General features: G+C 42.4%; 21 protein-coding genes. 4 read left to right on the top strand and 17 right to left on the bottom strand.

Features of this window, described 5'->3' with window-relative positions:
• Nucleotides 1-58: 58 nt before the first annotated feature.
• The 6 genes from carB to I6G42_RS05590 all read right to left on the bottom strand — a co-directional run bounded on the left by carB (nt 59) and on the right by I6G42_RS05590 (nt 7,643).
• Nucleotides 59-3,235, bottom strand: a complete 3,177-nt coding sequence (gene carB, locus I6G42_RS05615) for a carbamoyl-phosphate synthase large subunit (RefSeq protein WP_038805037.1) — start codon at nt 3,233-3,235, stop codon at nt 59-61.
• A gap of 428 nt (nt 3,236-3,663) precedes the next feature.
• The gene (locus I6G42_RS05610; RefSeq protein ID WP_038805036.1) at nt 3,664-4,746 is read right to left on the bottom strand and encodes a carbamoyl phosphate synthase small subunit; all 1,083 of its coding nucleotides are present in this window, start codon (nt 4,744-4,746) and stop codon (nt 3,664-3,666) included.
• 49 nt (nt 4,747-4,795) lie between these two features.
• Nucleotides 4,796-5,719: an aspartate carbamoyltransferase catalytic subunit gene (locus I6G42_RS05605; RefSeq protein ID WP_001293859.1), complete on the bottom strand. Its 924-nt coding sequence runs from the start codon at nt 5,717-5,719 to the stop codon at nt 4,796-4,798.
• A 21-nt stretch (nt 5,720-5,740) separates the two neighbouring features.
• Nucleotides 5,741-6,262, bottom strand: a complete 522-nt coding sequence (pyrR, locus tag I6G42_RS05600; protein WP_038805035.1) for a bifunctional pyr operon transcriptional regulator/uracil phosphoribosyltransferase PyrR — start codon at nt 6,260-6,262, stop codon at nt 5,741-5,743.
• Between the two features lie 208 nt (nt 6,263-6,470).
• Nucleotides 6,471-7,100 (bottom strand): endonuclease III, encoded by a 630-nt coding sequence (gene nth, locus I6G42_RS05595; RefSeq protein ID WP_000244438.1) that lies wholly within the window; start codon nt 7,098-7,100, stop codon nt 6,471-6,473.
• Entirely contained in the window at nt 7,101-7,643 is a 543-nt protein-coding gene (locus I6G42_RS05590; RefSeq protein WP_038805034.1) for a YceD family protein, read from the bottom strand. It abuts the gene before it with no gap.
• Between the two features lie 168 nt (nt 7,644-7,811).
• Here I6G42_RS05590 and I6G42_RS05585 point away from each other — a divergent pair, with 168 nt between their 5' ends.
• Nucleotides 7,812-8,141, top strand: a complete 330-nt coding sequence (locus I6G42_RS05585) for a hypothetical protein (RefSeq protein ID WP_038805033.1) — start codon at nt 7,812-7,814, stop codon at nt 8,139-8,141.
• 333 nt (nt 8,142-8,474) lie between these two features.
• Entirely contained in the window at nt 8,475-10,034 is a 1,560-nt protein-coding gene (locus I6G42_RS05580) for an ATP-binding cassette domain-containing protein (protein WP_038805032.1), read from the top strand.
• A gap of 43 nt (nt 10,035-10,077) precedes the next feature.
• Here I6G42_RS05580 and htpX read toward each other — a convergent pair whose 3' ends face one another.
• Together htpX and I6G42_RS05570 are read right to left on the bottom strand one after the other, a co-directional pair.
• The gene (gene htpX / locus I6G42_RS05575) at nt 10,078-10,977 is read right to left on the bottom strand and encodes a zinc metalloprotease HtpX (RefSeq protein WP_038805031.1); all 900 of its coding nucleotides are present in this window, start codon (nt 10,975-10,977) and stop codon (nt 10,078-10,080) included.
• 1 nt (nt 10,978) lies between these two features.
• Nucleotides 10,979-11,539 carry a LemA family protein gene (locus tag I6G42_RS05570; protein WP_038805030.1) on the bottom strand — a complete coding sequence of 187 codons (561 nt, stop codon included), beginning with the start codon at nt 11,537-11,539 and terminating at the stop codon, nt 10,979-10,981.
• 93 nt (nt 11,540-11,632) lie between these two features.
• Here I6G42_RS05570 and rsmG point away from each other — a divergent pair, with 93 nt between their 5' ends.
• Both rsmG and I6G42_RS05560 read left to right on the top strand, forming a co-directional pair.
• Nucleotides 11,633-12,346 (top strand): 16S rRNA (guanine(527)-N(7))-methyltransferase RsmG, encoded by a 714-nt coding sequence (gene rsmG, locus I6G42_RS05565; RefSeq protein ID WP_038805029.1) that lies wholly within the window; start codon nt 11,633-11,635, stop codon nt 12,344-12,346.
• Between the two features lie 382 nt (nt 12,347-12,728).
• Nucleotides 12,729-14,012, top strand: a complete 1,284-nt coding sequence (locus tag I6G42_RS05560) for a uracil-xanthine permease family protein (protein WP_038805639.1) — start codon at nt 12,729-12,731, stop codon at nt 14,010-14,012.
• 49 nt (nt 14,013-14,061) lie between these two features.
• Here I6G42_RS05560 and I6G42_RS05555 read toward each other — a convergent pair whose 3' ends face one another.
• The 9 genes from I6G42_RS05555 to thiI form a co-directional block, all read right to left on the bottom strand.
• A complete protein-coding gene (locus I6G42_RS05555) occupies nt 14,062-14,820 on the bottom strand; it encodes a CPBP family intramembrane glutamic endopeptidase (protein WP_038805028.1) in 759 nt (252 codons plus the stop codon).
• Between the two features lie 144 nt (nt 14,821-14,964).
• The gene (locus I6G42_RS05550; protein WP_038805027.1) at nt 14,965-15,876 is read right to left on the bottom strand and encodes a DMT family transporter; all 912 of its coding nucleotides are present in this window, start codon (nt 15,874-15,876) and stop codon (nt 14,965-14,967) included.
• A gap of 9 nt (nt 15,877-15,885) precedes the next feature.
• Nucleotides 15,886-16,821, bottom strand: a complete 936-nt coding sequence (locus I6G42_RS05545; protein ID WP_038805026.1) for a serine hydrolase domain-containing protein — start codon at nt 16,819-16,821, stop codon at nt 15,886-15,888.
• Nucleotides 16,818-17,543, bottom strand: coding sequence for a CppA N-terminal domain-containing protein (locus I6G42_RS05540; protein ID WP_038805025.1), 726 nt, complete (start codon nt 17,541-17,543; stop codon nt 16,818-16,820). Before I6G42_RS05540 ends, I6G42_RS05545 begins: the two co-directional genes overlap by 4 nt.
• 122 nt (nt 17,544-17,665) lie before the next feature.
• On the bottom strand, nt 17,666-18,571 hold the full coding sequence (gene gla, locus I6G42_RS05535) for an aquaglyceroporin Gla (RefSeq protein ID WP_038805024.1): 906 nt from the start codon (nt 18,569-18,571) through the stop codon (nt 17,666-17,668).
• 157 nt (nt 18,572-18,728) lie between these two features.
• Complete coding sequence (locus tag I6G42_RS05530) at nt 18,729-19,895, bottom strand: ATP-grasp domain-containing protein (protein ID WP_038805023.1); 1,167 nt, start codon at nt 19,893-19,895, stop codon at nt 18,729-18,731.
• A gap of 12 nt (nt 19,896-19,907) precedes the next feature.
• The gene (locus I6G42_RS05525) at nt 19,908-20,648 is read right to left on the bottom strand and encodes an esterase family protein (protein WP_038805022.1); all 741 of its coding nucleotides are present in this window, start codon (nt 20,646-20,648) and stop codon (nt 19,908-19,910) included.
• A 20-nt stretch (nt 20,649-20,668) separates the two neighbouring features.
• Nucleotides 20,669-21,493 (bottom strand): alpha/beta hydrolase, encoded by an 825-nt coding sequence (locus I6G42_RS05520; RefSeq protein ID WP_001016814.1) that lies wholly within the window; start codon nt 21,491-21,493, stop codon nt 20,669-20,671.
• 136 nt (nt 21,494-21,629) lie between these two features.
• Nucleotides 21,630-22,844: a tRNA uracil 4-sulfurtransferase ThiI gene (thiI, locus tag I6G42_RS05515; protein ID WP_038805021.1), complete on the bottom strand. Its 1,215-nt coding sequence runs from the start codon at nt 22,842-22,844 to the stop codon at nt 21,630-21,632.
• Nucleotides 22,845-22,852: the final 8 nt, after the last annotated feature.

The following is a 22,852-nucleotide window of genomic DNA, read 5'->3' as shown; positions in this document are numbered from 1 at the left end:
ATTGCAAAAGCCAGCGTTTTCTGACGCTGGCTTTAAAACTGTGAAAATTCTTTCTCAACTAGATTGCTTCTGTGACAAAACTGCGGCTTTCTAACACCTTGAGCATGGCATTAGCTGTATCTAGGGCTGTAAAGAGTGGCACACCGTGTTCAATGGCTGAACGGCGGATTTGCTCACCATCTTCGTCAGCAGTTCGTTTGGTTCCGACAGTATTGATGATTGCTTGGATTTTCCCTTTGCGAACAAAGCTTGGGATATCCTGATCGTCATCACCAATCTTACCAACAGGTTGTGCTTGAAGTCCATGACTAGCAAAGAAGGCTGCTGTCCCTTCTGTCGCAAGGATACCATAACCGATATTTTGGAAACGACGAGCCAAGTCCAAGGCTTCTTCTTTGGCATCATCTGCGATAGTAAAGACTACATTTCCAAAAGTTGGCAAGTGTAGGTAAGAAGCTTCAAAGGCCTTATAGAGAGCTTTTTCAAGAGTTGTATCAGAACCCATAACTTCCCCTGTTGACTTCATTTCAGGACCGAGCAAGCTATCTACCTTAGCTAGTTTCGTAAAGGAGAAGACTGGCGCCTTGATATGAACGCGAGTGCTTTCTTGGTAAAGGCCATCTTGGTAGCCAAGTTCTTCAAGGTTTTGACCAAGAATGAGCTTAGTCGCTACCTGAGCCATAGGAATATTGGTTACCTTAGAAAGGAATGGCACCGTACGGCTGGCACGTGGATTGACCTCAATAACATAAACTTTCTCATCCTTGATGACAAACTGGATGTTCATCATCCCAAGACAGTTAAGACCGATTGCTAGGCGTTTGGTGTAGTCTGCGATTGTTTCTTGGACTTTTTGAGACAAGGTTTGTGGTGGGTAAACGGCCATTGAGTCACCTGAGTGGACACCGGCACGTTCGATATGTTCCATGATACCAGGGATGAGAACATTTTCTCCATCTGAAATGGCATCGACTTCACACTCCTGACCAACGATGTATGAGTCAACAAGGACTGGGTGGTCTGGACTGGCCTTAACAGCGGTACGCATGTAAGAACGAAGATCTTCTTCGTTTTCAACGATTTCCATGGCACGTCCACCCAAGACATAAGATGGACGAACCAGGACTGGGAAACCAATTTTGCGAGCTGCAAGCACAGCTTCTTCTTCATTAGTCGCTGTTTGTCCTGGTGGCTGTGGAATATCTAAATCTTTGAGTGCTTGTTCAAAGAGATCACGGTCTTCGGCACGGTCTAGGTCAGCAACTTGTGTACCAAGAATGGTCACACCTGCTTTTGCCAAGGGCTCTGCAAGGTTGATGGCTGTTTGACCACCGAACTGAACGATAACCCCTTTTGGTTGCTCAAGGTCAATGACATTCATGACATCTTCAAAAGTTAATGGCTCAAAGTAGAGCTTGTCAGACACAGAGAAGTCTGTTGAAACAGTCTCTGGGTTTGAGTTCATGATGATAGCTTCATAACCAGCTGCCTGGATAGCCTTAACCGAGTGAACGGTTGCGTAGTCAAACTCAACCCCTTGACCGATACGGATTGGACCTGAACCTAGGACAAGGACAGATTCCTTATCCGACTTGATAGACTCATTTTCCCATCCATAGGTTGAATAGAAGTATGGTGTTTCAGAGTCAAACTCTGCCGCACAGGTATCGACCATCTTGTATACTGGGACAATCTTATTTCCCAGACGAAGTTGACGAACTTGATCAGCTGTCGTTTCCCAGAGTTCAGCAATCTTGCGGTCTGAGAAACCATTAAGTTTAGCAGTTTTCAAGACTTCTAAATCTTGTGGATGGGCACCCAATTCCTGCTCAATTTCAAAGATGTGCAAGAGTTTATCTAGATAGAAGATATCAATCTTGGTCAATTCAGCAATTTCTTCTGGTGTGTAACCACGGCGAATGGCTTCTGATACGTAGAAGAGACGGTCATCTTGGGCTTTCACAACTTTTTCAATCAAGGCATCATCCGAAACTGTTGTAAGTTCAGGCATTTCATTGTGGTGAACCCCAATTTCAAGGGAGCGACAAGCTTTAAGAAGAGATTCCTCGATATTACGACCAATCGCCATGACTTCTCCAGTCGCCTTCATCTGGGTACCAAGACGACGCTCCCCTTTTTCAAACTTATCAAATGGGAAACGTGGAATCTTAGCAACGACGTAGTCAAGGGCTGGTTCAAACATGGCATAGGTTGAACCTGTAACTGGGTTGATAACCTCATCTAGGGTCAAACCGACGGCAATCTTGGCAGCCAATTTGGCAATCGGATAACCTGTTGCCTTAGAAGCAAGAGCTGACGAACGCGATACACGAGGGTTTACTTCGATAACATAGTATTTAAAGCTATGCGGATCAAGAGCCAACTGAACGTTACATCCACCTTCAATTTTGAGGGCACGAATGATGCTCAAGCTCGCGTCACGTAGCATTTGGTTTTCATAGTCTGACATGGTTTGCGCAGGAGCAAATACAATAGAATCCCCTGTATGAATCCCAACTGGGTCAAAGTTTTCCATGTTACAAACAACGAGGGCATTATCAGCTGAGTCACGCATGACTTCGTATTCGATTTCCTTGAAACCTGCAATCGAACGTTCAATCAAACATTGGGTAACAGGTGACAGTTTCAACCCATTTTCAGCGATTTCACGCAATTCTTCCTCATTGGCACACATACCACCACCAGTACCACCAAGTGTGAAAGCTGGACGAACGATAACTGGGTAGCCGATTGATGCCGCAAAGGAAACAGCTTCTTCCACTGTGTTGACAATTTCAGATTCAGGGATCGGTTGCTCAAGCTCTTCCATCAATTGTTTAAAGAGGTCACGGTCCTCCGCTTGGTCGATGGCAGATAATTTAGTACCTAAAAGCTCTACCCCAAGCTCATCTAAGATACCATTTTTAGACAATTCCATAGCCATATTGAGCCCTGTCTGACCTCCAAGAGTTGGAAGCAAAGCATCTGGACGTTCCTTACGGAGAATACGCGTCACAAACTCAAGTGTAATCGGTTCGATGTAAACCTTGTCAGCAATCTCCTTATCCGTCATGATGGTGGCAGGGTTTGAGTTCACCAAGATAACCTCATAGCCTTCCTCTTTCAAAGACAAGCAGGCCTGGGTCCCCGCGTAGTCAAACTCAGCAGCCTGACCAATAATAATCGGACCAGAACCAATCACCATAATTTTTTGAATATCAGTACGTTTAGGCATTTATAAGATATTAAGGGCGTCAAGCGGACAAAGCTAAAATAGGAGTTATGACGAAGAACTATCAGTTCTAGGAATAACTATCTTTTTAGCACCGTCCGTAGCCCGTATTCAGTTCAGAAAATACGGACCACCCTTCTCCTTTCTATTCGGCAACTCTCGGGTTGCCATTAAATAAATTCTCCGACGATTTTTTAGCGAAACGATACTTTTCGATAAAAAATCTAGTGCAGGGAGTTTTTAGTTCGCCTGATAGCGACTAAAAGAAACGACCTGCCTTTCTATTCGTCGCCTCACAGGGCGACATTAAATAAATTCTCCGATGATTTTTCAATAATAAATCGAGTGTAAAAATTTTCAGCATCTCATTGCTCAACTAAAAGAAAGGACTTGCCTTTTTATTCGACAAGCCTCTGACAGAGTTTCCTATATCAGCGATTAGCAGATTTAAACGACTCCATCATTTCGATAAATTCATCAAAGAGATAGCTTGCATCGTGCGGTCCTGGAGCTGCATCTGGGTGGAATTGCACAGAGAAACCTGGTTGGTATCTGTGACGCACACCCTCAACTGACTTGTCATTGATTTCTTCGTGGGTAATAATCAAATGCTCTGGCAAATCCTCACGGCTAACCGCATAACCATGGTTCTGGCTAGTAAAGTCTACTCGGCCTGTTGCAATTTCACGCACCGCGTGGTTAAATCCACGGTGACCAAACTTCATCTTGTAGGTCTTAGCACCATTTGCCATAGCAAAAAGTTGGTGCCCCATACAGATACCAAAGATTGGAATTTTCCCTTGCACACCACGAATCATATCAAGTGCCTGAGGAACATCTTCTGGATTTCCTGGACCGTTTGACAACATGACCCCGTCAGGATGGAGATGGAGAATCTCTTCTGCTGTTGTTGTGTATGGAACAACGGTCACGTTACAGTTACGCTTAGATAGTTCGCGTAAGATGGAGTGTTTAAGTCCAAAGTCTACCAATACGACACTCAATCCAACTCCAGGAGCAGGATAAGCTGTCTTAGTAGAGACTTGCTTGATATTATCTGTCGGTAGAACTGTCGCTTGGAGCTGGTCTATGATATGGTCCATACTGTCTCCAACATGTGTCAAGGTTGCACGCATGGTACCATGCTTACGGATAATTTTTGTAAGAGCACGGGTATCAATCCCTGAGATACCAGGAATTTTCTTGGCTTTCAAGAATTCATCCAAGGTCATTTGATTGCGCCAGTTGCTGGCTCTACGCGCTTCTTCAAAAACTACTACTCCCTTGCAGGTAGGAGTGATTGACTCGTAGTCGTCACGGTTAATTCCATAATTTCCCACCAAAGGATAGGTAAAGGTTAAGATTTGTCCATTGTAAGACTGGTCAGTAATGGATTCTTGGTAACCAGTCATCCCTGTGTTAAAGACGATTTCCCCTGTTACATCAATATCTGCTCCGAAGGCCTTGCCTTCAAATACTGTACCATCTTCTAATACTAGAAGTCGTTTTTTCATCTACTCACCTCTCGTTGATGCTCTCAGACATCTTTTAACGCTTTGTGCCTTATTTTGCTTTTCTATAGGCCAGCACAGATTCTAAAATTGCCATTCTGACAAAGACACCGTTGGTCATTTGCTGAACAATACGTGATTTCGGTGCTTCTACCAAGTGATCAGCGATTTCCACATCACGATTGACTGGAGCTGGGTGCATAAGGATTGCTTTTTCTTTCAAGCGGTCATAGCGTTCTTGTGTCAATCCATGCTGGTTATGATAGTCTTCTTTTGAAAATCCTGTCACAATTTCATGACGTTCATGTTGCACACGAAGAAACATCATAACATCTACTTGATCAATTACCTCATCAATTGATACAAAGCGACCGTAATGCTCAAACTCCTCACTTCTCCATTCCTCAGGACCCGCAAAGTAAAGCTCCGCTCCTAAGCGTTTAAGAATTTGCATATTAGACTTAGCTACTCGAGAGTGGTTTAGGTCGCCAGCGATGGCCACCTTAAGACCTTCAAAATGTCCAAATTCTTCATAAATTGTCATCAAATCAAGCAAACTTTGGCTAGGGTGTTGCCCTGAACCGTCCCCACCATTGATAATCGAAGTTGTGATGGTCGGGCTAGCAATCAATTCTCTGTAGTAGTCCACCTCTGGGTGACGAATGACACAGGCATCCACTCCTAGTGCAGAAAGCGTCAAGATCGTGTCATAGAGTGTTTCACCCTTATTCACTGAACTGGTCTTCACATCGAAATCCAAAAGATCAAGTCCAAGTTTCAGTTCTGCTACCTCAAAGGATTTGTGGGTACGAGTTGAACTTTCAAAGAAAAGGTTGGAAACGATATGTTGTTCCTCATAAGAAGCACTCGCTCCGTTTTTAAATTCGATTCCTCGTTTAATCAATTTCATTACTTGTTCTACAGTAAGATCTTCCATAGAAACGACATGTTGCAAAGCTTGTTGATTTTCTGACATTTTTTTACTCCTTTTAGTGTTTTAGGCTTGTTCTGTGATTAGTACTCTGTCTTGTCCATCTAGTTCTGTCATCTCTACGATAATTTCTTCAGAACGACTGGTTGGGATGTTTTTTCCAACATAGTCCGGACGGATTGGAAGTTCTCTGTGGCCACGATCAACCAAGACTGCCAAACTCACACGAGCAGGGCGACCATGGCTAACAATATTGTCAATAGCAGCTCGGATAGTCCGACCAGTGTAGAGTACATCGTCCACCAGGATGACTTCCCGATCTGTCACATCAACAGAAATTAGAGAAGTATCTTCACCACTTTTTACATCGTCACGGAAAGGCTTGGTATCCAGTTCTACCACTGGAACAGCGATATTTTCTAACTGTTCCAAGCGTTCTTGGATACGACGAGCGATAAAAACACCTCGCGTTTTAATACCAGCCAAAACGATTTTATTCAAATCTTTGTTTCGCTCAATAATCTCGTAGGTAATCCGAGTAATCGCTCGTTTGACGGTCAATTCGTCTACAACTTCTTTTGTCCTCATGACAAACCTCCAAAAAGAAAAGTCTCCTTAACAAGGAGACTTCAGAATGTATAGCCAAGCCAGCTCTACTGTAAAGAGTATAGACTTCTGCTATCTATTGATCCGACTCCTTGCCTGCCTCACGGGACAGGTTTAAAGGAATATTTTATTGTTATTACTATATCACAAAGAAAGGATCGATGCAAGAAAAAAACATAAAATTTTCATCTTATAACGAACTAAAATCATATAATTGTGGATAGTGATCGCATTCTGGGTTCTTTGGGTGACAGATAGCCCGTCCAAAGTAAATCATAGCCTGATGGGCTGCCAACCATTTCTCTGGAGGCAGAACATCCATGACACGTTTTTCTACTTCGAGGGGCGTAGCTGATTTTTTAACGATATCGTGATGCTTACAGATACGCTCAACATGAGTATCAACTGCAAAGGCTGGAATTCCAAAGCCCACACTCATGACTACGTTGGCTGTTTTGCGTCCAACACCTGCTAGGCTTTCTAATTCCTCTCGAGTCTGAGGCACTTGACCATTAAAATCGTCTAGTAACTGCTGGGCACATTTTTTAAGGAATTTAGCCTTATTTCGATACAGTCCCAGACGGGAAATGTGTGAAGCAATTTCACTCTCTGTCGCTACAGACATGGCTTGTGGCGTTGGAAAGGCTGCAAAGAGACCTGGTGTGGCCTTATTAACCGCTGCATCTGTCGTCTGGGCTGACAGCATCACTGCAACCAGTAGTTCAAAATGATTGGTAAAATCAAGACTAGGCTTAGCATCTGGAAAAAGGGCGATAATTTCCTCTATGACATGACGGGCACGTTTCTTGGATAAAACCATCTACTCGTCTCCGTCAAATAGTCCTTGCAAGCCTGCAAATGGACTGTTTTCTTCTTTCTTGACTGCTTGTTGGGCTTGGTATTCTTCCTCAGTCATGATTTGCCAGTCATTTCCAGACACAAAACCTTGACCAGCTTCTTCTTCTGCTGTTAAGACTTTGATTGGAATGTTTAGCAAGATATTATCTGACACACTTTCAGCCAAATCAATTTCCCCATTTTCGATAGGCAAGACCAAGTCATCATCTAAAACTTCTTGGTCCAGTTGGTTGGTCGCTCCTTCCATGAAGACCTCTGTGACTGGATAAGACTCTGCCAACTCAACTGGCTCCATACTGCGGCTGGAAGCAAGAACGATGGTATAAGATAACTGATAATCTAGGAAATACATACGGTCTTCGTACTGGACCTTTCCCACTGCTACGATATCTTTGACATCTAAAATTTCTTGATTTCGTTTACGTAAGTCTGCTGCCAGGTCTAAAGCTTGTTCAAAGTGTAGACCTTCAGGTTGCTTACGAATTTCTTGAATGTTTAACTTCATATTTCCTCCATAAAGATTTACTCACTTGATTATACCATGAAAAGGCTATAAGTCAGCTTTCCAAACTTTGATATTAAAATCTCATTTTTTAACATATTTACTATGACATATTTTCTGATTAGTGCTATACTATAGGCAAGAATGCATCAGAGCAAGGAGGATGCTCATATGGAAGACAAAGCACTCATCACTGAAGCTTACCAACTCCTATCCGAGTTAAATAAAAGCTACCAAAGCTGCAAACAAGGTACAGCCGATGATTTCCGTCTACAAGAACTGCTGAACAGCACTCTCAAGGAACTTAAAAAAGCGGAAAAGCTTGACAACAGCATCTTAATCGACCTTGAGAAATTTTACCAACGCACCAGTCTTCTGATTGGACTGGGGAGCCTAAAACTAAACGACCAAGCACGCACCGCTTGGCGCAACTATGACAAGTTCCATTACGAGCATGTCAAGCACGTACTGAATCTCTATGGACCTGTTTTTGGATTTTAGAAATTAAAATTTTGGATTTACTATTGACAAAATTTCCTTAAAGGTATAGGATAGAGGTACTAATACTCGGAGGTAAGGGAGACATGAACAACTAAGTCTATCAAATAAAGAAACTTTATTTAGTAGATCGTGTTTTTGTCTCTTTTTGCATGCTCTTTTTGTACTAGATCATCTAGTGCTTTATCCACTTTGAAAATCAAAAAACTAGAAAGCTATGCTCCTCTTGGGTTGGATAGGGTTAGACTGAACTAGTTTGATGGGATTTTCAGTGAGGAGAATAGAGTTTTTTGACATAAAATACTAGCTCTACTAGGTAAAGTAGAGCTTTTTGTTATGCACAATGGACATTCTAGAAAGGGCAAGAATATGATAAAAATCAATCATCTGACCATCACACAAAACAAAGATTTACGAGACCTTGTATCTGACTTAAGCATGACTATCCAAGACGGGGAAAAGGTTGCTATTATTGGCGAAGAAGGAAATGGCAAATCGACCTTGCTACGAGCTTTAATGGGGGAAGCTTTGCCTGATTTCACTATCAAAGGAGACATCCAGTCTGACCTTCAGTCACTGGCCTACATTCCTCAAAAGTTACCTGAGGAGCTAAAAAATAGAACTCTACACGATTACTTCTTTTTAGAGTCTACTGATTTAGACTACAGTATCCTCTATCGTTTGGCTGAGGAGTTGCATTTTGATAGTGATCGATTCGCTAGTGACCAAAAGATTGGGAGCCTTTCAGGGGGTGAAGCTTTAAAAATTCAGCTCATCCATGAGTTAGCCAAACCCTTTGAGATTCTTTTTTTAGATGAACCTTCAAATGACCTGGACCTTGAGACTGTTGATTGGCTAAAAAGGCAAATACAGAAGATGAGGCAAACCGTTATTTTCATTTCCCATGATGAAGACTTTCTTTCTCAAACGGCAGATACTATTGTCCACTTGCGACTGGTCAAGCACCGAAAAGAAGCGGAAACGCTAGTAGAGCATTTAGACTATGATCGCTACAGTGAGCAGAGAAAGGCTAGTTTTGCCAGACAAAGCCAGCAAGCTGCTAACGACCAGAGAGCCTATGACAAAACAATGGAAAAGCATCGCCGCGTCAAGCAAAATGTAGAAAATGCTTTGCGAAATACTAAAAATGATGTTGCTGGGCGCCTACTGGCTAAAAAGATGAAAACTGTTCTCTCTCAAGAAAAACGATTTGAAAAGGAAGCTCAGTCCATGACCCAAAAGCCACTTGAAGAGGAACAAATCCAACTTTTCTTTTCAGATATCCAACCATTACCGGCTTCTAAAGTCTTAATCCAACTTGAAAAAGAACATTTGTCCATTGGCGAGCGAATTTTAGCTCAGGAGTTACAACTAACTGTCCGTGGTCAAGATAAAATCGGTATCATCGGGCCTAATGGTATTGGGAAATCGACCCTGTTAGACAAGTTACAGCAACTGCTAAGCGACAAAAGAGAAATTTCGCTTGGTTTTATGCCACAAGATTACCACAAAAAACTACAATTAGATTTATCTCCAGTAGCCTACCTCAGCCCAACTGGACAAAAAGAGGAACTACAGAAAATCCAATCCCACTTAGCCAGTCTCAATTTCAGTTATTCAGAGATGCAACACCAGATTCGTTCCTTATCTGGTGGTCAACAGGGAAAACTGCTTCTTTTGGATTTAGTTCTACGAAGACCAAACTTTCTCCTTCTCGATGAACCCACACGAAACTTTTCTCCTACTTCTCAACCCGAAATCAGAAAACTCTTTGCCTCCTATCCCGGCGGTCTGATCACTGTTTCGCATGACAGACGCTTCTTAAAAGAGGTCTGTACGAGTATCTATCGTTTAACAGAAAATGGTTTGGAAGTTGTTGATTTACAAGATTTATAAATGTTGAACATAGCAAAAATCCAGAGACGATCTCTGGATTTTTTTACATGTGTTTCAAGCGTTCGATTCGTTCTGAGATAGGTGGGTGGGTATAAAAGAGTTTTTGAAGTCCCCCACCTTTCTTGGGATCATTGATATAAAGAGCGCTGCTGGCATCATCAACATGGTGATGCATTGGCTCGCTATTCTCCAACTTGCGCAGTGCATTGATCATCCCTTGAGGATTGCGAGTCAGCTCCACACTGGATGCATCCGCTAGAAATTCCCTCTGACGGGAAATGGCAAGTTGCACCAAAGTTGCTGCGAGAGGTGCTAGAACAATGGCTAAGAGAGAGATAATAAGCATGATAATCTCCAAACCATTTCCATCGCGATCATTATCACTCCGTCTGCGACCTGCGCCACCCCACCACATCATCCGTCCTGCCATACTAGACAGAAGGGTAATGGCACTGGCAAGGGCGACAGCAATGGTCGAAATGCGGATATCGTAGTTCCGAATGTGACTGACTTCATGCCCCATAACAGCTTCTAGCTCCTCACGATTCATGATAGCCAGAAGGCCCGAAGTGGCTGCGACAGCTGCATTCTGCGGATTCGAACCTGTCGCAAAGGCATTTAAAGAAGAATCCTCAATGATGAAAACACGCGGCATGGGAATCTGAGCGACCATGGCCATATCTTCTACTACATGGTAGAGGTCTGGCGCCGTTTGCTCATCAACCTCACGCGCCCCATTCATAGACATGACAATCTCTGTCGATTGAAAGATCATGGTCAGAGCGTAGATAAGACCAATAATCAAGGCAATAATCATGCCACCAAGACCTGAGCGCATGAAGAGATAGCCAACCGCATAACCAACCAAGGTCAAGAGTAGGAAGAAAACCAGCAACAAAATCCAAGTTCTTCGTTTATTGCTCGCAATTTGATCAAACAACATCTTAGTCACCTAAACCGCTAAAGTCAACTTTAGGAACTGCCTTTTCCTCTTCAGGTGTTTGAAGGAAGTCTGCAGCTTTAAAGCCAAATAGTCCTGCGATGATGTTACTTGGGAAGCTTTCAAGTTTTACATTGTAGTTGCTGACAACACTGTTGTAGAGTTGGCGTGAGTAAGAAATTTTATTTTCTGTATTGGTCAACTCTTCTTGCAATTTAATAAAGTTAGCGCTAGCTTTCAAGTCTGGGTAATTCTCTGCTACTGCAAAGATACCAGAAATCTGGCGGGTAAGGGCATCACTGGCCTTCATCGCTTCAGCTGGTGAAGTTGCTGCAGCTACTTGTCTACGAAGTTCTGTCACTTTTTCCAAGGTAGAACCTTCATATTTGGCATAGCCTTTGACTGTTTCAATCAAGTTTGGGAGGAGATCATTACGACGCTTCAACTGAACATCGATCTGGCTCCAAGCCTCCTTGGTTTGCATACGATTTTTAACCAAACCGTTATAGCTAACAATCACAAAAATAATAATCAGAGCCAAAACTCCAAGAATAATCCAAATCATAATCTTATTCCTTTCTGCTTTTAGATTAATACCAGTATATCAAAATTTTAATGAATATGGTAAAATAAGATGATACTAGAGAAGGAAACTACTATGAAACCAGAAACATTTTACAGCCTACTAGCTGAGCAAAATCTTCCACTTTCGGACCAGCAAAAAGGGCAATTTAAACGTTATTTTGAGCTCTTGGTCGAGTGGAATGAAAAGATTAACCTGACCGCTATTACAGATAAAGAAGAAGTTTATCTTAAACACTTTTACGATTCGATTGCACCTATTCTGCAAGGTTTGATTTCAAATGAAACTATTAAACTTCTTGATATCGGGGCTGGGGCAGGATTTCCTAGTCTCCCCATGAAAATCCTCTATCCTCAGTTAGATGTGACCATCATTGATTCGCTCAATAAGCGCATCAACTTCCTTCAGCTTTTGGCTCAGGAGCTGGATTTGGACGGAGTTCACTTCTACCATGGTCGTGCAGAAGACTTTGCCCAAGACAAGAACTTCCGCACCCATTTTGATATAGTGACAGCTCGTGCGGTTGCTCGCATGCAGGTCTTATCTGAATTGACTATCCCTTACCTTAAAGTTGGTGGCAAACTATTGGCACTCAAGGCCAGCAATGCTCCTGAGGAATTGCTAGAAGCCAAGAATGCCCTCAACCTCCTCTTTAGTAAGGTAGAGGACAACCTCAGCTATGCCCTGCCAAATGGAGATCCACGCTATATCACTGTGGTAGAAAAGAAAAAGGAAACACCAAATAAATATCCACGTAAGGCTGGCATGCCCAACAAACGCCCGCTTTAATCCTATCAATAGCGCACACTTGTTTAAAGTTGAGTAAAAATGATTTACAAAATCATTTCTCGCTCTTACATTTCTAGGCTCGGGAAAAATGATTTACAAAATCAACCTCGCTCTTACATTTCTAGGCTCGGGAAAAAATGATTTACAAAATCTGCCTCGCTCTTTTATTTCTAAACTCGGGAAAAATTCGTTTACAAAACGAATTTTTTCTGCTATACTATCCTAAGCAAAGGTTTTTAATGTCATCCTGTGAGGTGACGAAGACGCGGATATATATGAAGTTCTTTAAGAATGGAATAATCTATTTTAAAGAAGTCTTACTCTGAGAGCCTGTTGCTGTAAAATAATGGGCTCTTTTTTGATGCCCAAAAGTGAGGTTTATATGAAACAAGAATCAACTGTTGATTTGTTACTAGACATTGATCAACGTCCTTCAGCTGGTAAAGGCATTCTTCTAAGCTTCCAGCACGTTTTTGCCATGTTTGGTGCAACCATTCTCGTTCCCTTAATTTTGGGAATGCCTGTATCTGTTGCCCTTTTTGCTTCAGGTGTTGGTACACTTATCTACATGATTTCAACTGGGTTTAAAGTTCCAGTTTATCTAGGTTCTTCATTTGCCTTTATCACAGCTATGTCACTGGCTATGAAAGAAATGGGTGGGGATGTATCTGCTGCCCAAACAGGGGTGATCTTGACTGGTTTGGTCTACGTCCTTGTTGCTGCTGGTGTTCGTTTTGCAGGTACAAAATGGATTGATAAACTCTTGCCACCAATCATTATCGGTCCTATGATCATCGTTATCGGTCTCGGACTTGCAGGTTCAGCAGTTACTAACGCTGGACTTGTAGCGGACGGAAATTGGAAAAATGCTCTTGTAGCAGTTGTTACTTTCTTGATTGCTGCCTTTATCAATACTAAAGGAAAAGGCTTCCTACGAATCATTCCTTTCCTCTTTGCCATTATCGGTGGTTACCTCTTCGCACTAACTCTTGGCTTGGTTGATTTTACACCAGTTCTTAAAGCTAACTGGTTTGAAATTCCTGGTTTCTACTTGCCGTTTAGCACTGGTGGTGCCTTTAAAGAATACAATCTTTACTTTGGTCCAGAAACCATTGCCATCTTGCCAATCGCTATCGTAACAATTTCTGAACATATCGGAGACCATACTGTTTTGGGTCAAATCTGTGGCCGTCAATTCTTGAAAGAACCAGGTCTTCACCGTACACTTCTCGGTGACGGTATCGCAACATCTGTATCTGCCTTCCTCGGTGGACCAGCTAATACGACTTACGGTGAAAATACAGGGGTTATCGGGATGACTCGTATCGCTTCTGTCTCTGTTATCCGTAACGCAGCCTTTATCGCAATTGCACTTAGCTTCCTTGGTAAATTCACTGCCTTGATCTCAACAATCCCAAGTGCTGTACTTGGTGGGATGTCCATCCTTCTCTACGGAGTTATCGCCAGCAACGGTTTGAAAGTCTTGATCAAGGAGCGCGTTGATTTCAGTCAAATGCGTAACCTCATCATTGCTAGTGCTATGTTGGTTCTTGGGCTTGGTGGAGCCATCCTCAAAGTAGGACCAGTTACCCTTTCAGGTACTGCCTTATCAGCTATGACAGGTATCATCTTAAACTTGATCTTACCATACGAAAATAAAGACTAGTCATCTATATACACAAAATCCACTCAGTTGAGTGGATTTTTCTGATTTCTTACCTTCCCCAGGCAATCAAGAGATACATGAGGCTAGAACCAAACATGTCTGCCAGAGCATGCATGAGGAAAAATGGCAAAAGATTTTTAACCTTATACTTGTATAAAAAATAATAGAATAAACCATAAACTACACCAATAACCAGTGCCCACACCAATCCTTGATAAGTGTGAAAAGAAATCCGAATGAGGGTAGAATAAAACAAAACCCGCCACTTGTGCTTTTCTTTCACTGAGATCAACAACCCTAGAAAGAAAAACTCTTCATAGAAGCCATTTAGCAAGGCATAGGCAATTGCCATCGGACTAAGCGCTAGGAACTTCCGTATAACTTCCATGGGATCTATGTGGGCAAAAAGGGCTGGATTAAAGTAATTGTATTCACCAGTTAGTGTCGTCACCAAGTCTCCAAACAATCCCATAATGGCAAATATAAAAGGAACCCAAAAGAGAAGGGACCAGGTCCAACGAATAGGAAGTTGTTTGAAATCATAATTCCGAATCAAAAGGTAAAGCAAGGCCAAGGTCAGAAGTATCACTTGCAAGGTGAAGTTGCTGGAATAGGCTGCTCCTTCGCCGACAGTATTACTTGCCGTATCCATTGTAGTTGACAAACCTGTCGGAAACATACTTGCTAAAAAGAGCTCCGTTGACCGAATGATAAACAGGCCAAACATTAGAACTGTGATAATCAAAATGTCAAACCATCTCAAGTAGCGCAGGGGCTTAGTTGGGTGAATGCTTTGTAAAATTTTCATATCTCCTCCTTCTAGCAGTTAAAGATTGGTTTATTGTAAGAAAAGAAACTTAAAATTTTATAAAATTCCACTCCCATTCCTTATCCTTGATCAGTATTTCGATAGGATATTCAAAACAACCACTTTTTACGAGTAACTAGTTTCTCATTCAACCTTCCGTTTATTTTCTATCAACAAATCTTTCAAAGAAATGATGGTTACTGCAAGTAAAATCATGGCCATACCAACAAAGTCAATCGCGTAGAATTGTTCCTTCATAATCAGAAAAGCAAAGAAAACAGCAGAGATGGGCTCTATGGAAGCCAATAAACTGGACTTAACAGGGCCTATCATACTAGCTCCTTTTAGGAAAGCTGTATAGGCAAAGACCGTGCCAATGATGATAATGCCAGCAAATGCAAAAAGAAAATCCAAGCTGGTCGGTATACTGGCCTGCAAAACCCCTGTGAAGGGAATAGCCACCACTCCAGAAATAACCATGCCCACACCAATCACCAACATGCTTCCCCATTTCTTAATCAAAGTGATAGGAAGAATGATATAAAGGGCATAGGTCAAGGCAGAAAAGAGTCCCCAGAAAAGACCAGCAGGTGTGACAGACAACTGGTCAAGTTCCCCATGAGTCGCGATAAGAAAAGTCCCTCCGATTGCTAAAACAATCGAAACAATCTCAGCCAGAGTCGGTGCCACCTTGTCCTTGATACAAGTATAAATCAAGATTCCAACAGGACATACATACTGGAGAACCGTAGCCGTTCCAGCATTGGTTTCCTGAATGGCAGAAAGATAGGCAAACTGGTTTAAGAAAAGTCCAAACAAGGCAAATAGCAGTAGAGAGAGTAAGCTTTTTCTGTCTTTTAAAAAAGCTAGGAGTTTATCCCTTGCAGTTGCATAGGATATGAATACCAGCGCCAATCCTGCAATGATAAGCCGCAGATTGGTCAAGACTAAAGCGGAAATCCCGTGTGCCATCAGGTATTGGCCACTGGTTCCAGACAAGCCCCAAGCAATGCCTGCAACTACTGTAAATAGCGTTCCTTTTACGGTTTTTGACATGCTTTCTCCCTACTCTTCCCTACGAATCATATCCATGACTTGGTTTCGATCGATTATCCACTGGGCACGCTCATCCTTCTCATACGTTCGATTGGATAAAAAGATAGCGGCTTCCTGTTTCTCTCTATTCCACATGATGAAGGTACCTGTATAGCCCGTATGGTCGAGCCAGGCCCCCTCCAGATTCCAGGCTAACGAACGCTCCTTATCATCTAAGGGAGAAAAATTGCGGCTCAAATCTGCAGCAAAATCATCTTTCAAGTAATGCTCCAAAAAGTTTTGCAAATCCTTAACAGTTGAAAATAAACCAGCACTTCCAGCATGTTTGCCCAAAAGACGAGCTTTGGGATCGTGAATACTGCCTGCCTCTACTCCCCTGACTGTTGGTACAGCAAACTCAACGGGGCCAAACACTGTTTCCTTCATTCCCCATGGTTCCAAAACTTGTTCTTCTATAATCTGATCCAAGTCTTGTTCAAAGATTTTCTCCAAAAGAAAGCCCAAGAGTAAAAAGTGAACATCCGAATATAGAAAAGTAGGCTGACTACGTCTATTCAGATGAAACATGGCCTCTCTTAACTCCTCAGCACTTAACTGGTCCCGATTTGGAATAAAGGGGTCCAGGTCTGTTGCGTGGGTCAAAAGTTGACGGATAGTGATATCTGGATAATCACATTCAGCTAAAAAATCCGTCACTGGTCGATCAATATCTAATTTGCCTTGTTGCCACAAGAAGGTGAAGACTGTCCCTACTCCCACAACCTTACTCACACTAGCTAGGTCATAGACTAGCCCTGACTCTGTCTGTAAACCTCTCTCAGGATCACTCAAGCCTAGGTAAGATTCTCTCCATTCATCATCCTTAAAATACGCAAAAGAGGCCCCGGGATAGACCCCTGCCTCGATTTGTTCTTCTATTTTTCTTAGAATTTTTGTCCACTTCATGCTTCTTCAAACCACAATTCAATGTTATTGGTATCTTTACCAAGGAAGAATTTTTCAGACTTGGGAACAAAATAGCCTGTCTTTTCAAATTTCTGACGAAGACTGGTTAAATCAAAATTCTTCACTAAAAATTTCAGCATAGATAAGTCCCAGGTAACATTGTTTTCAACAGTCAAATCTGGACCTTGCCCTTCCGTAAAGGTGATAACTGTCCCAACTTTTTCAGGATCGAGTATACTCTCCGTCCCCTCAGGAAAACGCAACTCCATAGAAATCTCAAATTGACTCAAGTATTTTATACCTGTATTTGAAGAAAATTCAGGAACAGTTTCCAGTGGAACCAAATCTCTTATATCATTTTCCGCATGAACAAGAATCACATCCTCTTCAGGAGAAACAATCTCAAAAGCATAACCACGGCTTCCTTTAAGCAGGCGAGGAAGGGACTCCATCTGATAGAGAAGAGCCTCTATTTCTGAAGGATTTTCTACTTTGATCAAGAGTCTAGCTAGTTTCTTAAGCCCTTCAACTCTCCGAGTTCGCATACTGGGAGCCTCTTCGAGAATCAACTTCTCAATACCTGATTGGTCACCAAGTGAAAGGAAGGCAGATTCTTCTAATAAGGGCTTCATCCCAAGAGTTTCAATGTAAAATTTTTCATTTAATTTTCGGTTATTGACCTTCAAAGTCGGAATAATTTGTATCATTTGATTTGCATTCATAGCTTCCTCCAACTCTTTTATTTTAAAGGATTTTAGGATTTTTTACAAGCTATTCCACTTAAATTCTAGAATTTTTTACAAAAATTTCCGATAAAAAAACTGGGATTCCCCAGTTTCGTTTCTTATAGGTAAAGTAGTTTGAAGACTGCTACTGCTGCAATACCCGCTGCAATTGGAGCTACAACTGGAACCCATGCATACCACCATTTTGAATCACCCTTGTGTTGACCAAGAACTGATTTTGGAAGGAGTTCGTGAAGAAGACGTGGTCCGAAGTCACGAGCTGGGTTTAAACCAGGTCCAGTAGGTCCACCAAGTGAAGCTACCAAAGCCAGCACTAGGAAACCAAGTGCCAAGTGTGCAATTCCAAGACCTGGTGCCAAAAATGGAGCGGCTTGGTTTTTTGCTTGCTCAAGCGCTGCTGTTACTTGTTCTTGAGGAATTGTTGTTCCTTGCGCTGCAGCTTGAGCTACTTGGTCATTAATTGTCGCCTGAGCTTTCGCTACTAATTCAGCACCAAAGAAGTTTTTAGTCAAACCAAGTGCTGCAAAGAAAAGAACGAATGAACCTACAAACTCATTGAGGAAGCCGTTAACAGTAGCTGCAAAACGTGATTCTTTTGTACCGTGGTCGATGCTTGAAATCGTTGAGAAGGTACCCAAGATATTGTTTGGGTTTTCTGTTTTCAAGTAGTAAGGGCGGTGAGTCGCTACAACCAAAGCTTGACCGAAAATTGCTCCCAAAACTTGTGCTAGGATGTAAAATGGTACTTGCTCCCAAGAGAAAAGACCACTAACAGCAAGTCCAAGTGTGAAGGCTGGGTTGATGTGGTTACCAGATACATTACCGAACATCAAGGCTGGGATCATAACCCCCATACCATAACCAACCGCGATAACGAGCCAGCCACTTTGGTGACCTTTCGTACCTTTAAGTTCAACGTTAGCAACTGCACCATTACCAAGAATGATCAAAATAGCAGTTCCCAAGAATTCTGTGGCATATTTAATAGCCCATGTAAAATCCATTTGATAGATTCTCCTTAAATTTTTTTAGACAATCCTTATTCTATCAATTTTTAGGCCTTTTAGCAACCGATTTTCTAAAAGAATATCTGGAAAACGCTTTATTTAACTTATCTTTAAGAAAAGGACAAAAGAAGTCAAACTCCTTTTGTCCTAATCGTTATTCTTGACGCTGACCAAAATCTGCAATCATCTGCTCCATCTCTTGGCGACTCGGAGTGGTCAGCATATAAAGGTAGTCCCCTTGTAGCTCTGCAAAGGCTGCTGGCATGATTTTTTTGACCTTGAATTGCTGGCTGTATTTGGCAAGAAGGTCCTCTTCTGAATAAACATAGTTGGCATTGGCACGACGTGATGTAGCTAGACAGTATTGAGGTTCAAACTCCGATGTTGGAAACCCCTCACCTGCGACGATAGCTGCATAGCCACGATAGAGGTCCAAGGAGTGAGCGAAGTTATAAACATCAATGGTAAAACCACCTGCAGGACGATTGTTGTACTCAATGGCGATATAGTCATCTCCCTCACGGAAGAATTCGATATGGAAAAAACGCTCCTTCATGCCAAATTCTTTGACAATGGCTTCACCATACTTGCGCAGTTTGGGATCCATATCCTTGAGCACATAGTAGGAATTGTCCATCTTATAAATCATGAGATCAAGTGGTGTATGGGCATAATCGAAAGTCGTTGAAAAGACGATGTTGCCATCCTTGTCTACAAGCCCGTCAAAGGTACAGATTTCGCTAGAAGTGACAAATTTTTCAAAGAAATAAACGGTTGAATGGTCCCATTCAGCCTTGAAGTGATTTACATCTTCTTCTGTCTCAAGCTTAAAGGTTGCTGCCGCTCCCACTCCGTTATCAGGTTTGGCAATCATTGGTAGACCGATTTCTTTCACTGCTTTATCCACATCTACTTCCGTCTGGATAACAGCTCCAGGTACCACAGGGACACCTGCTTTTTTGAAAAGTTTCTTCATCTCAGACTTATATTTGGTCTTTTTGAGATCCTCGGGTTTGGCACCAAAGACATTGAATTGTTCTCTAAGTGCTGCGTCTAGCTCAAGCCAGTATTCATTGTGTGACTCGATGCGGTCAATTGGACCATGCTTGTAGAAAAGAAAGGCAACGGCACGCTTGACTTCGTCTATATTCTCAAGATTGTCTACACGAAAATACTCAGTTAGGCTATTGCGCAAAGGTTCATCTAGTTGTTCGTAAGGCTCCTGACCAATTCCCAAGACTGTGATGCCTTTATTAGCTAACTCGATTGTAAACTGTTGAAAGTTTTGCGGATAGTAGGGAGAAATAACAAGGTAATTCATAGGCAACTCCTTTTATAGATACAGGTGTCCAAGAAAATAGGGCATTTGTTTACGCCACCATTCCCAGTCGTGGGCGACATCGTGTCCCCATTCAGCAAACCAGGCTGGAATTTGTTTCTGGTCAAAGGCTTCTTTAAGCTTGTAGAAAGATGGTAGACCATCTTGTTCCCAGGCACCGAGGCCCGTACAAACGACAATCTCCGCCTGACGGTAACGATCGATAAACCAGCCGTCATTCTGATTCCAGATATAATCTACTGGCGAGTTTTGGTAAATGGCATCGTCATTGTAGTAATCTCCAACGAAGAAACGCGCGTCGTAAACACCGCTGAGAGCAATCACCTTGGTAAAGACATCTGGATGCTGGAGGAAGAAATTGAGTGCATGGTAGGCCCCCATCGAGCAACCTGTCGTCATCATACCATCAAACCAACCTGTCTTATGCTTGATAAAAGGAATGCCCTCCTCAATCACATAGCGTTCGTAGGCACGATGCATCTCTGCCTGGTCATGACTATTTTTCCAAGTAGCCAGCCAGCTCTCACTGTCAACACTGGAGAGAGTAAAAAATTGGACACGACCTTCTTCGATAAAGGAAGCACAGGCGTCTATCATGCCAAAATCATAGTATTCATTGTGACTGCCACCAGATGAAGCAAAAACCACAACTGGAATCCCAGCATGCCCATAACGGTTGAGATACATTTCACGGTTGAGGTGGCCACTCCAGTGGCTAAGGTTTTCAATATGCATTGGCTTTCTCCTTTCCTAACTTACCATTTCTCCGCAAAAAATCGGAGACAGTCTGGTAAATTTTCCGACCATGGAATTTCACTATGGATGGCACCAGACTGAACTTTTAAGACAAGATTATCCAAGTGTACTCCACCTGCAATCAAATCATGGTAATAGCGAAGCGATGAGTCAATATAGGCTTGCTTGATATTACCAGCCATCAGGGTCTTGTCCGTATCATCCGCTTCTTCCGTTCCAACATAGATAAAAATGCGCTGTTCAGGCGACAGTTTCTTACGCTCGATATAGCGGTTAAAGGCTTCTTGGTGGAGCCAGTTAGCAGATGAAAAGACACCTAGACAACCAATTCGATCTTGGTACTCTAGTCCGATAAACTGGGTGATATTGCCTCCTAGCGACGAACCAATCATAGCCGTGTGCTGGCGATCAGCTTTGGTACGATAGGTTTCATCGATAAAAGGCTTGACCACCTCCATGACAAACTCAGCATACTCCACACCCTTACCACCAAACTGCTGGCCTGGGATAGGAGATTCTTGAAATTTCCAAGCTGCGTATTCATTCATCCGTCCCATACCATCATTATCTATGGCAACGACAATCATGCGACTGATATCAGGATTTCGCTTAATGGCTGGAATAATCTTCCAAGAGTGTCCGATATAGGACTCCTTGCTGTAAAAGACATTTTGCCCATCATGAAAGTAAACTACAGGATAAAAACGGTCTGTGTCCTTCTCGTAGTCCTTTGGCAGAAGCACACGCACACGACGCTCTTTTCCTGTATAAGGAACCTTGAGTTTATGTTCTTTCATTTTCAAGTAAAAGTAGGAATGATTCATTGTCAGAAAACTCTCTATATTCAAAATTTTATCTCATTATACCATAAAAATAGAAAAAAAGTCAGTAATTGTCCATTTTAAGGATAAATAACTAACTTTTTTCATTTGTTTTTCTGAATTCTTCTGGATTCTCTGATTAGAGGAGATTGTCAATCAAGTTATCAACTTCATCTTTTTCAACCTGAGGCGTGATCTTAGTGATTATAATTCCAGCCACTGCTCGCTCAACCAAACCTTCAACATCCATCCATTTTTCATACTTCTCAGCATTCTCTATCTTAGGATTGGTCTTAGGACGATCAGGCGCAAAAATAGTACAGCAATCTTCAAAAGGCTGGATTGAAATTTCAAAGGTATCGATTTCCTGAGCGATGTCAATGATTTCCAACTTGTCCATCGTAACCACAGGGCGGATGATGGGAGTATTGGTCACAGCGTTGATAGCCTGCATACTTTCCAAGGTCTGGCTCGCTACTTGACCTAGACTTTCCCCATTGATGATGACCAGACCCTTTCTCACCTCACGGATACGGTCAGTAATGCGCATCATAAAGCGACGCGTCAAGGTCATGAGATAGGCTTCTGGCGCCTTGGCCTTGATTTCTTCTTGAATCTCTGTGAAAGGCACCTCGATAAACTGGATATTGCCACCAAACTTGGTCAATTTACGGGTCAAATCTTGGGCCTTCTTGAGAGCTCCAGGGCTAGTGTATGGTGGGCTGGCAAAGTGAACGGCTTCAATATCCACCCCACGTTTAAGGGCTAGATAACCAGCAACAGGTGAGTCAATCCCTCCTGACAACATGAGCATCCCCTTACCAGAAGTACCTACTGGCAAGCCACCTGCTCCACGAATAGTTTCATAAGAAAGATAAGCAGCTTCCTCACGAATCTCCACCTGAAGATTGATATCCGGATTTTTCATTTGAGCTTGAACATTTGGAATAGCTTCAAATACAGCTCCACCAAGCGTTTGGTTGAGTTCACGACTGTCGAGTTCAAAGTTGTGGTCACTACGTCTACTAGAGATTTTAAAGGTCATGCCTTCCTTGTAGATGTCCTGCATAATCTCTTGGACAGCAGCCTTAAGCCTTACAACTGACTTTTCAACCTTATATACTGGAGAAAAATTTTGAATTCCGAAGACTTGTTTGAGAGATTCTGCTACTGCTGTGTAGTCGGCTCCATTGAGGTAAGCGTGGGCACGGTCGCGATCTGCTGTCACTTTTACTTGGGGATAGATGGACAAAACGTCCGAAATATTATTGCGAAGTTTATTGATGAACCGCATACGGTTTTTACCCTTGGTTGACAACTCTCCGTAGCGAATCATAATTTCTGAATACTGCATGAATGCTC

Source organism: Streptococcus oralis (assembly GCF_016028255.1).
GTDB lineage: Bacteria > Bacillota > Bacilli > Lactobacillales > Streptococcaceae > Streptococcus > Streptococcus oralis_AC.
The sequence above is the reverse complement of the archived record's forward strand: the minus strand, read 5'-3'. Positions and strand labels throughout refer to the sequence as shown.

Bases quoted from the DNA above. Each gene is read 5' to 3' on its own strand.
- carB (WP_038805037.1), bottom strand. From the start codon at position 3,235: ATGCCTAAACGTACTGATATTCAAAAAATTATGGTGATTGGTTCTGGT.
- I6G42_RS05610 (WP_038805036.1), bottom strand. From the start codon at position 4,746: ATGAAAAAACGACTTCTAGTATTAGAAGATGGTACAGTATTTGAAGGC.
- I6G42_RS05605 (WP_001293859.1), bottom strand. From the start codon at position 5,719: ATGTCAGAAAATCAACAAGCTTTGCAACATGTCGTTTCTATGGAAGAT.
- pyrR (WP_038805035.1), bottom strand. From the start codon at position 6,262: ATGAGGACAAAAGAAGTTGTAGACGAATTGACCGTCAAACGAGCGATT.
- nth (WP_000244438.1), bottom strand. From the start codon at position 7,100: ATGGTTTTATCCAAGAAACGTGCCCGTCATGTCATAGAGGAAATTATC.
- I6G42_RS05590 (WP_038805034.1), bottom strand. From the start codon at position 7,643: ATGAAGTTAAACATTCAAGAAATTCGTAAGCAACCTGAAGGTCTACAC.
- I6G42_RS05585 (WP_038805033.1), top strand. From the start codon at position 7,812: ATGGAAGACAAAGCACTCATCACTGAAGCTTACCAACTCCTATCCGAG.
- I6G42_RS05580 (WP_038805032.1), top strand. From the start codon at position 8,475: ATGCACAATGGACATTCTAGAAAGGGCAAGAATATGATAAAAATCAAT.
- htpX (WP_038805031.1), bottom strand. From the start codon at position 10,977: ATGTTGTTTGATCAAATTGCGAGCAATAAACGAAGAACTTGGATTTTG.
- I6G42_RS05570 (WP_038805030.1), bottom strand. From the start codon at position 11,539: ATGATTTGGATTATTCTTGGAGTTTTGGCTCTGATTATTATTTTTGTG.
- rsmG (WP_038805029.1), top strand. From the start codon at position 11,633: ATGAAACCAGAAACATTTTACAGCCTACTAGCTGAGCAAAATCTTCCA.
- I6G42_RS05560 (WP_038805639.1), top strand. From the start codon at position 12,729: ATGAAACAAGAATCAACTGTTGATTTGTTACTAGACATTGATCAACGT.
- I6G42_RS05555 (WP_038805028.1), bottom strand. From the start codon at position 14,820: ATGAAAATTTTACAAAGCATTCACCCAACTAAGCCCCTGCGCTACTTG.
- I6G42_RS05550 (WP_038805027.1), bottom strand. From the start codon at position 15,876: ATGTCAAAAACCGTAAAAGGAACGCTATTTACAGTAGTTGCAGGCATT.
- I6G42_RS05545 (WP_038805026.1), bottom strand. From the start codon at position 16,821: ATGAAGTGGACAAAAATTCTAAGAAAAATAGAAGAACAAATCGAGGCA.
- I6G42_RS05540 (WP_038805025.1), bottom strand. From the start codon at position 17,543: ATGAATGCAAATCAAATGATACAAATTATTCCGACTTTGAAGGTCAAT.
- gla (WP_038805024.1), bottom strand. From the start codon at position 18,571: ATGGATTTTACATGGGCTATTAAATATGCCACAGAATTCTTGGGAACT.
- I6G42_RS05530 (WP_038805023.1), bottom strand. From the start codon at position 19,895: ATGAATTACCTTGTTATTTCTCCCTACTATCCGCAAAACTTTCAACAG.
- I6G42_RS05525 (WP_038805022.1), bottom strand. From the start codon at position 20,648: ATGCATATTGAAAACCTTAGCCACTGGAGTGGCCACCTCAACCGTGAA.
- I6G42_RS05520 (WP_001016814.1), bottom strand. From the start codon at position 21,493: ATGAATCATTCCTACTTTTACTTGAAAATGAAAGAACATAAACTCAAG.
- thiI (WP_038805021.1), bottom strand. From the start codon at position 22,844: ATGCAGTATTCAGAAATTATGATTCGCTACGGAGAGTTGTCAACCAAG.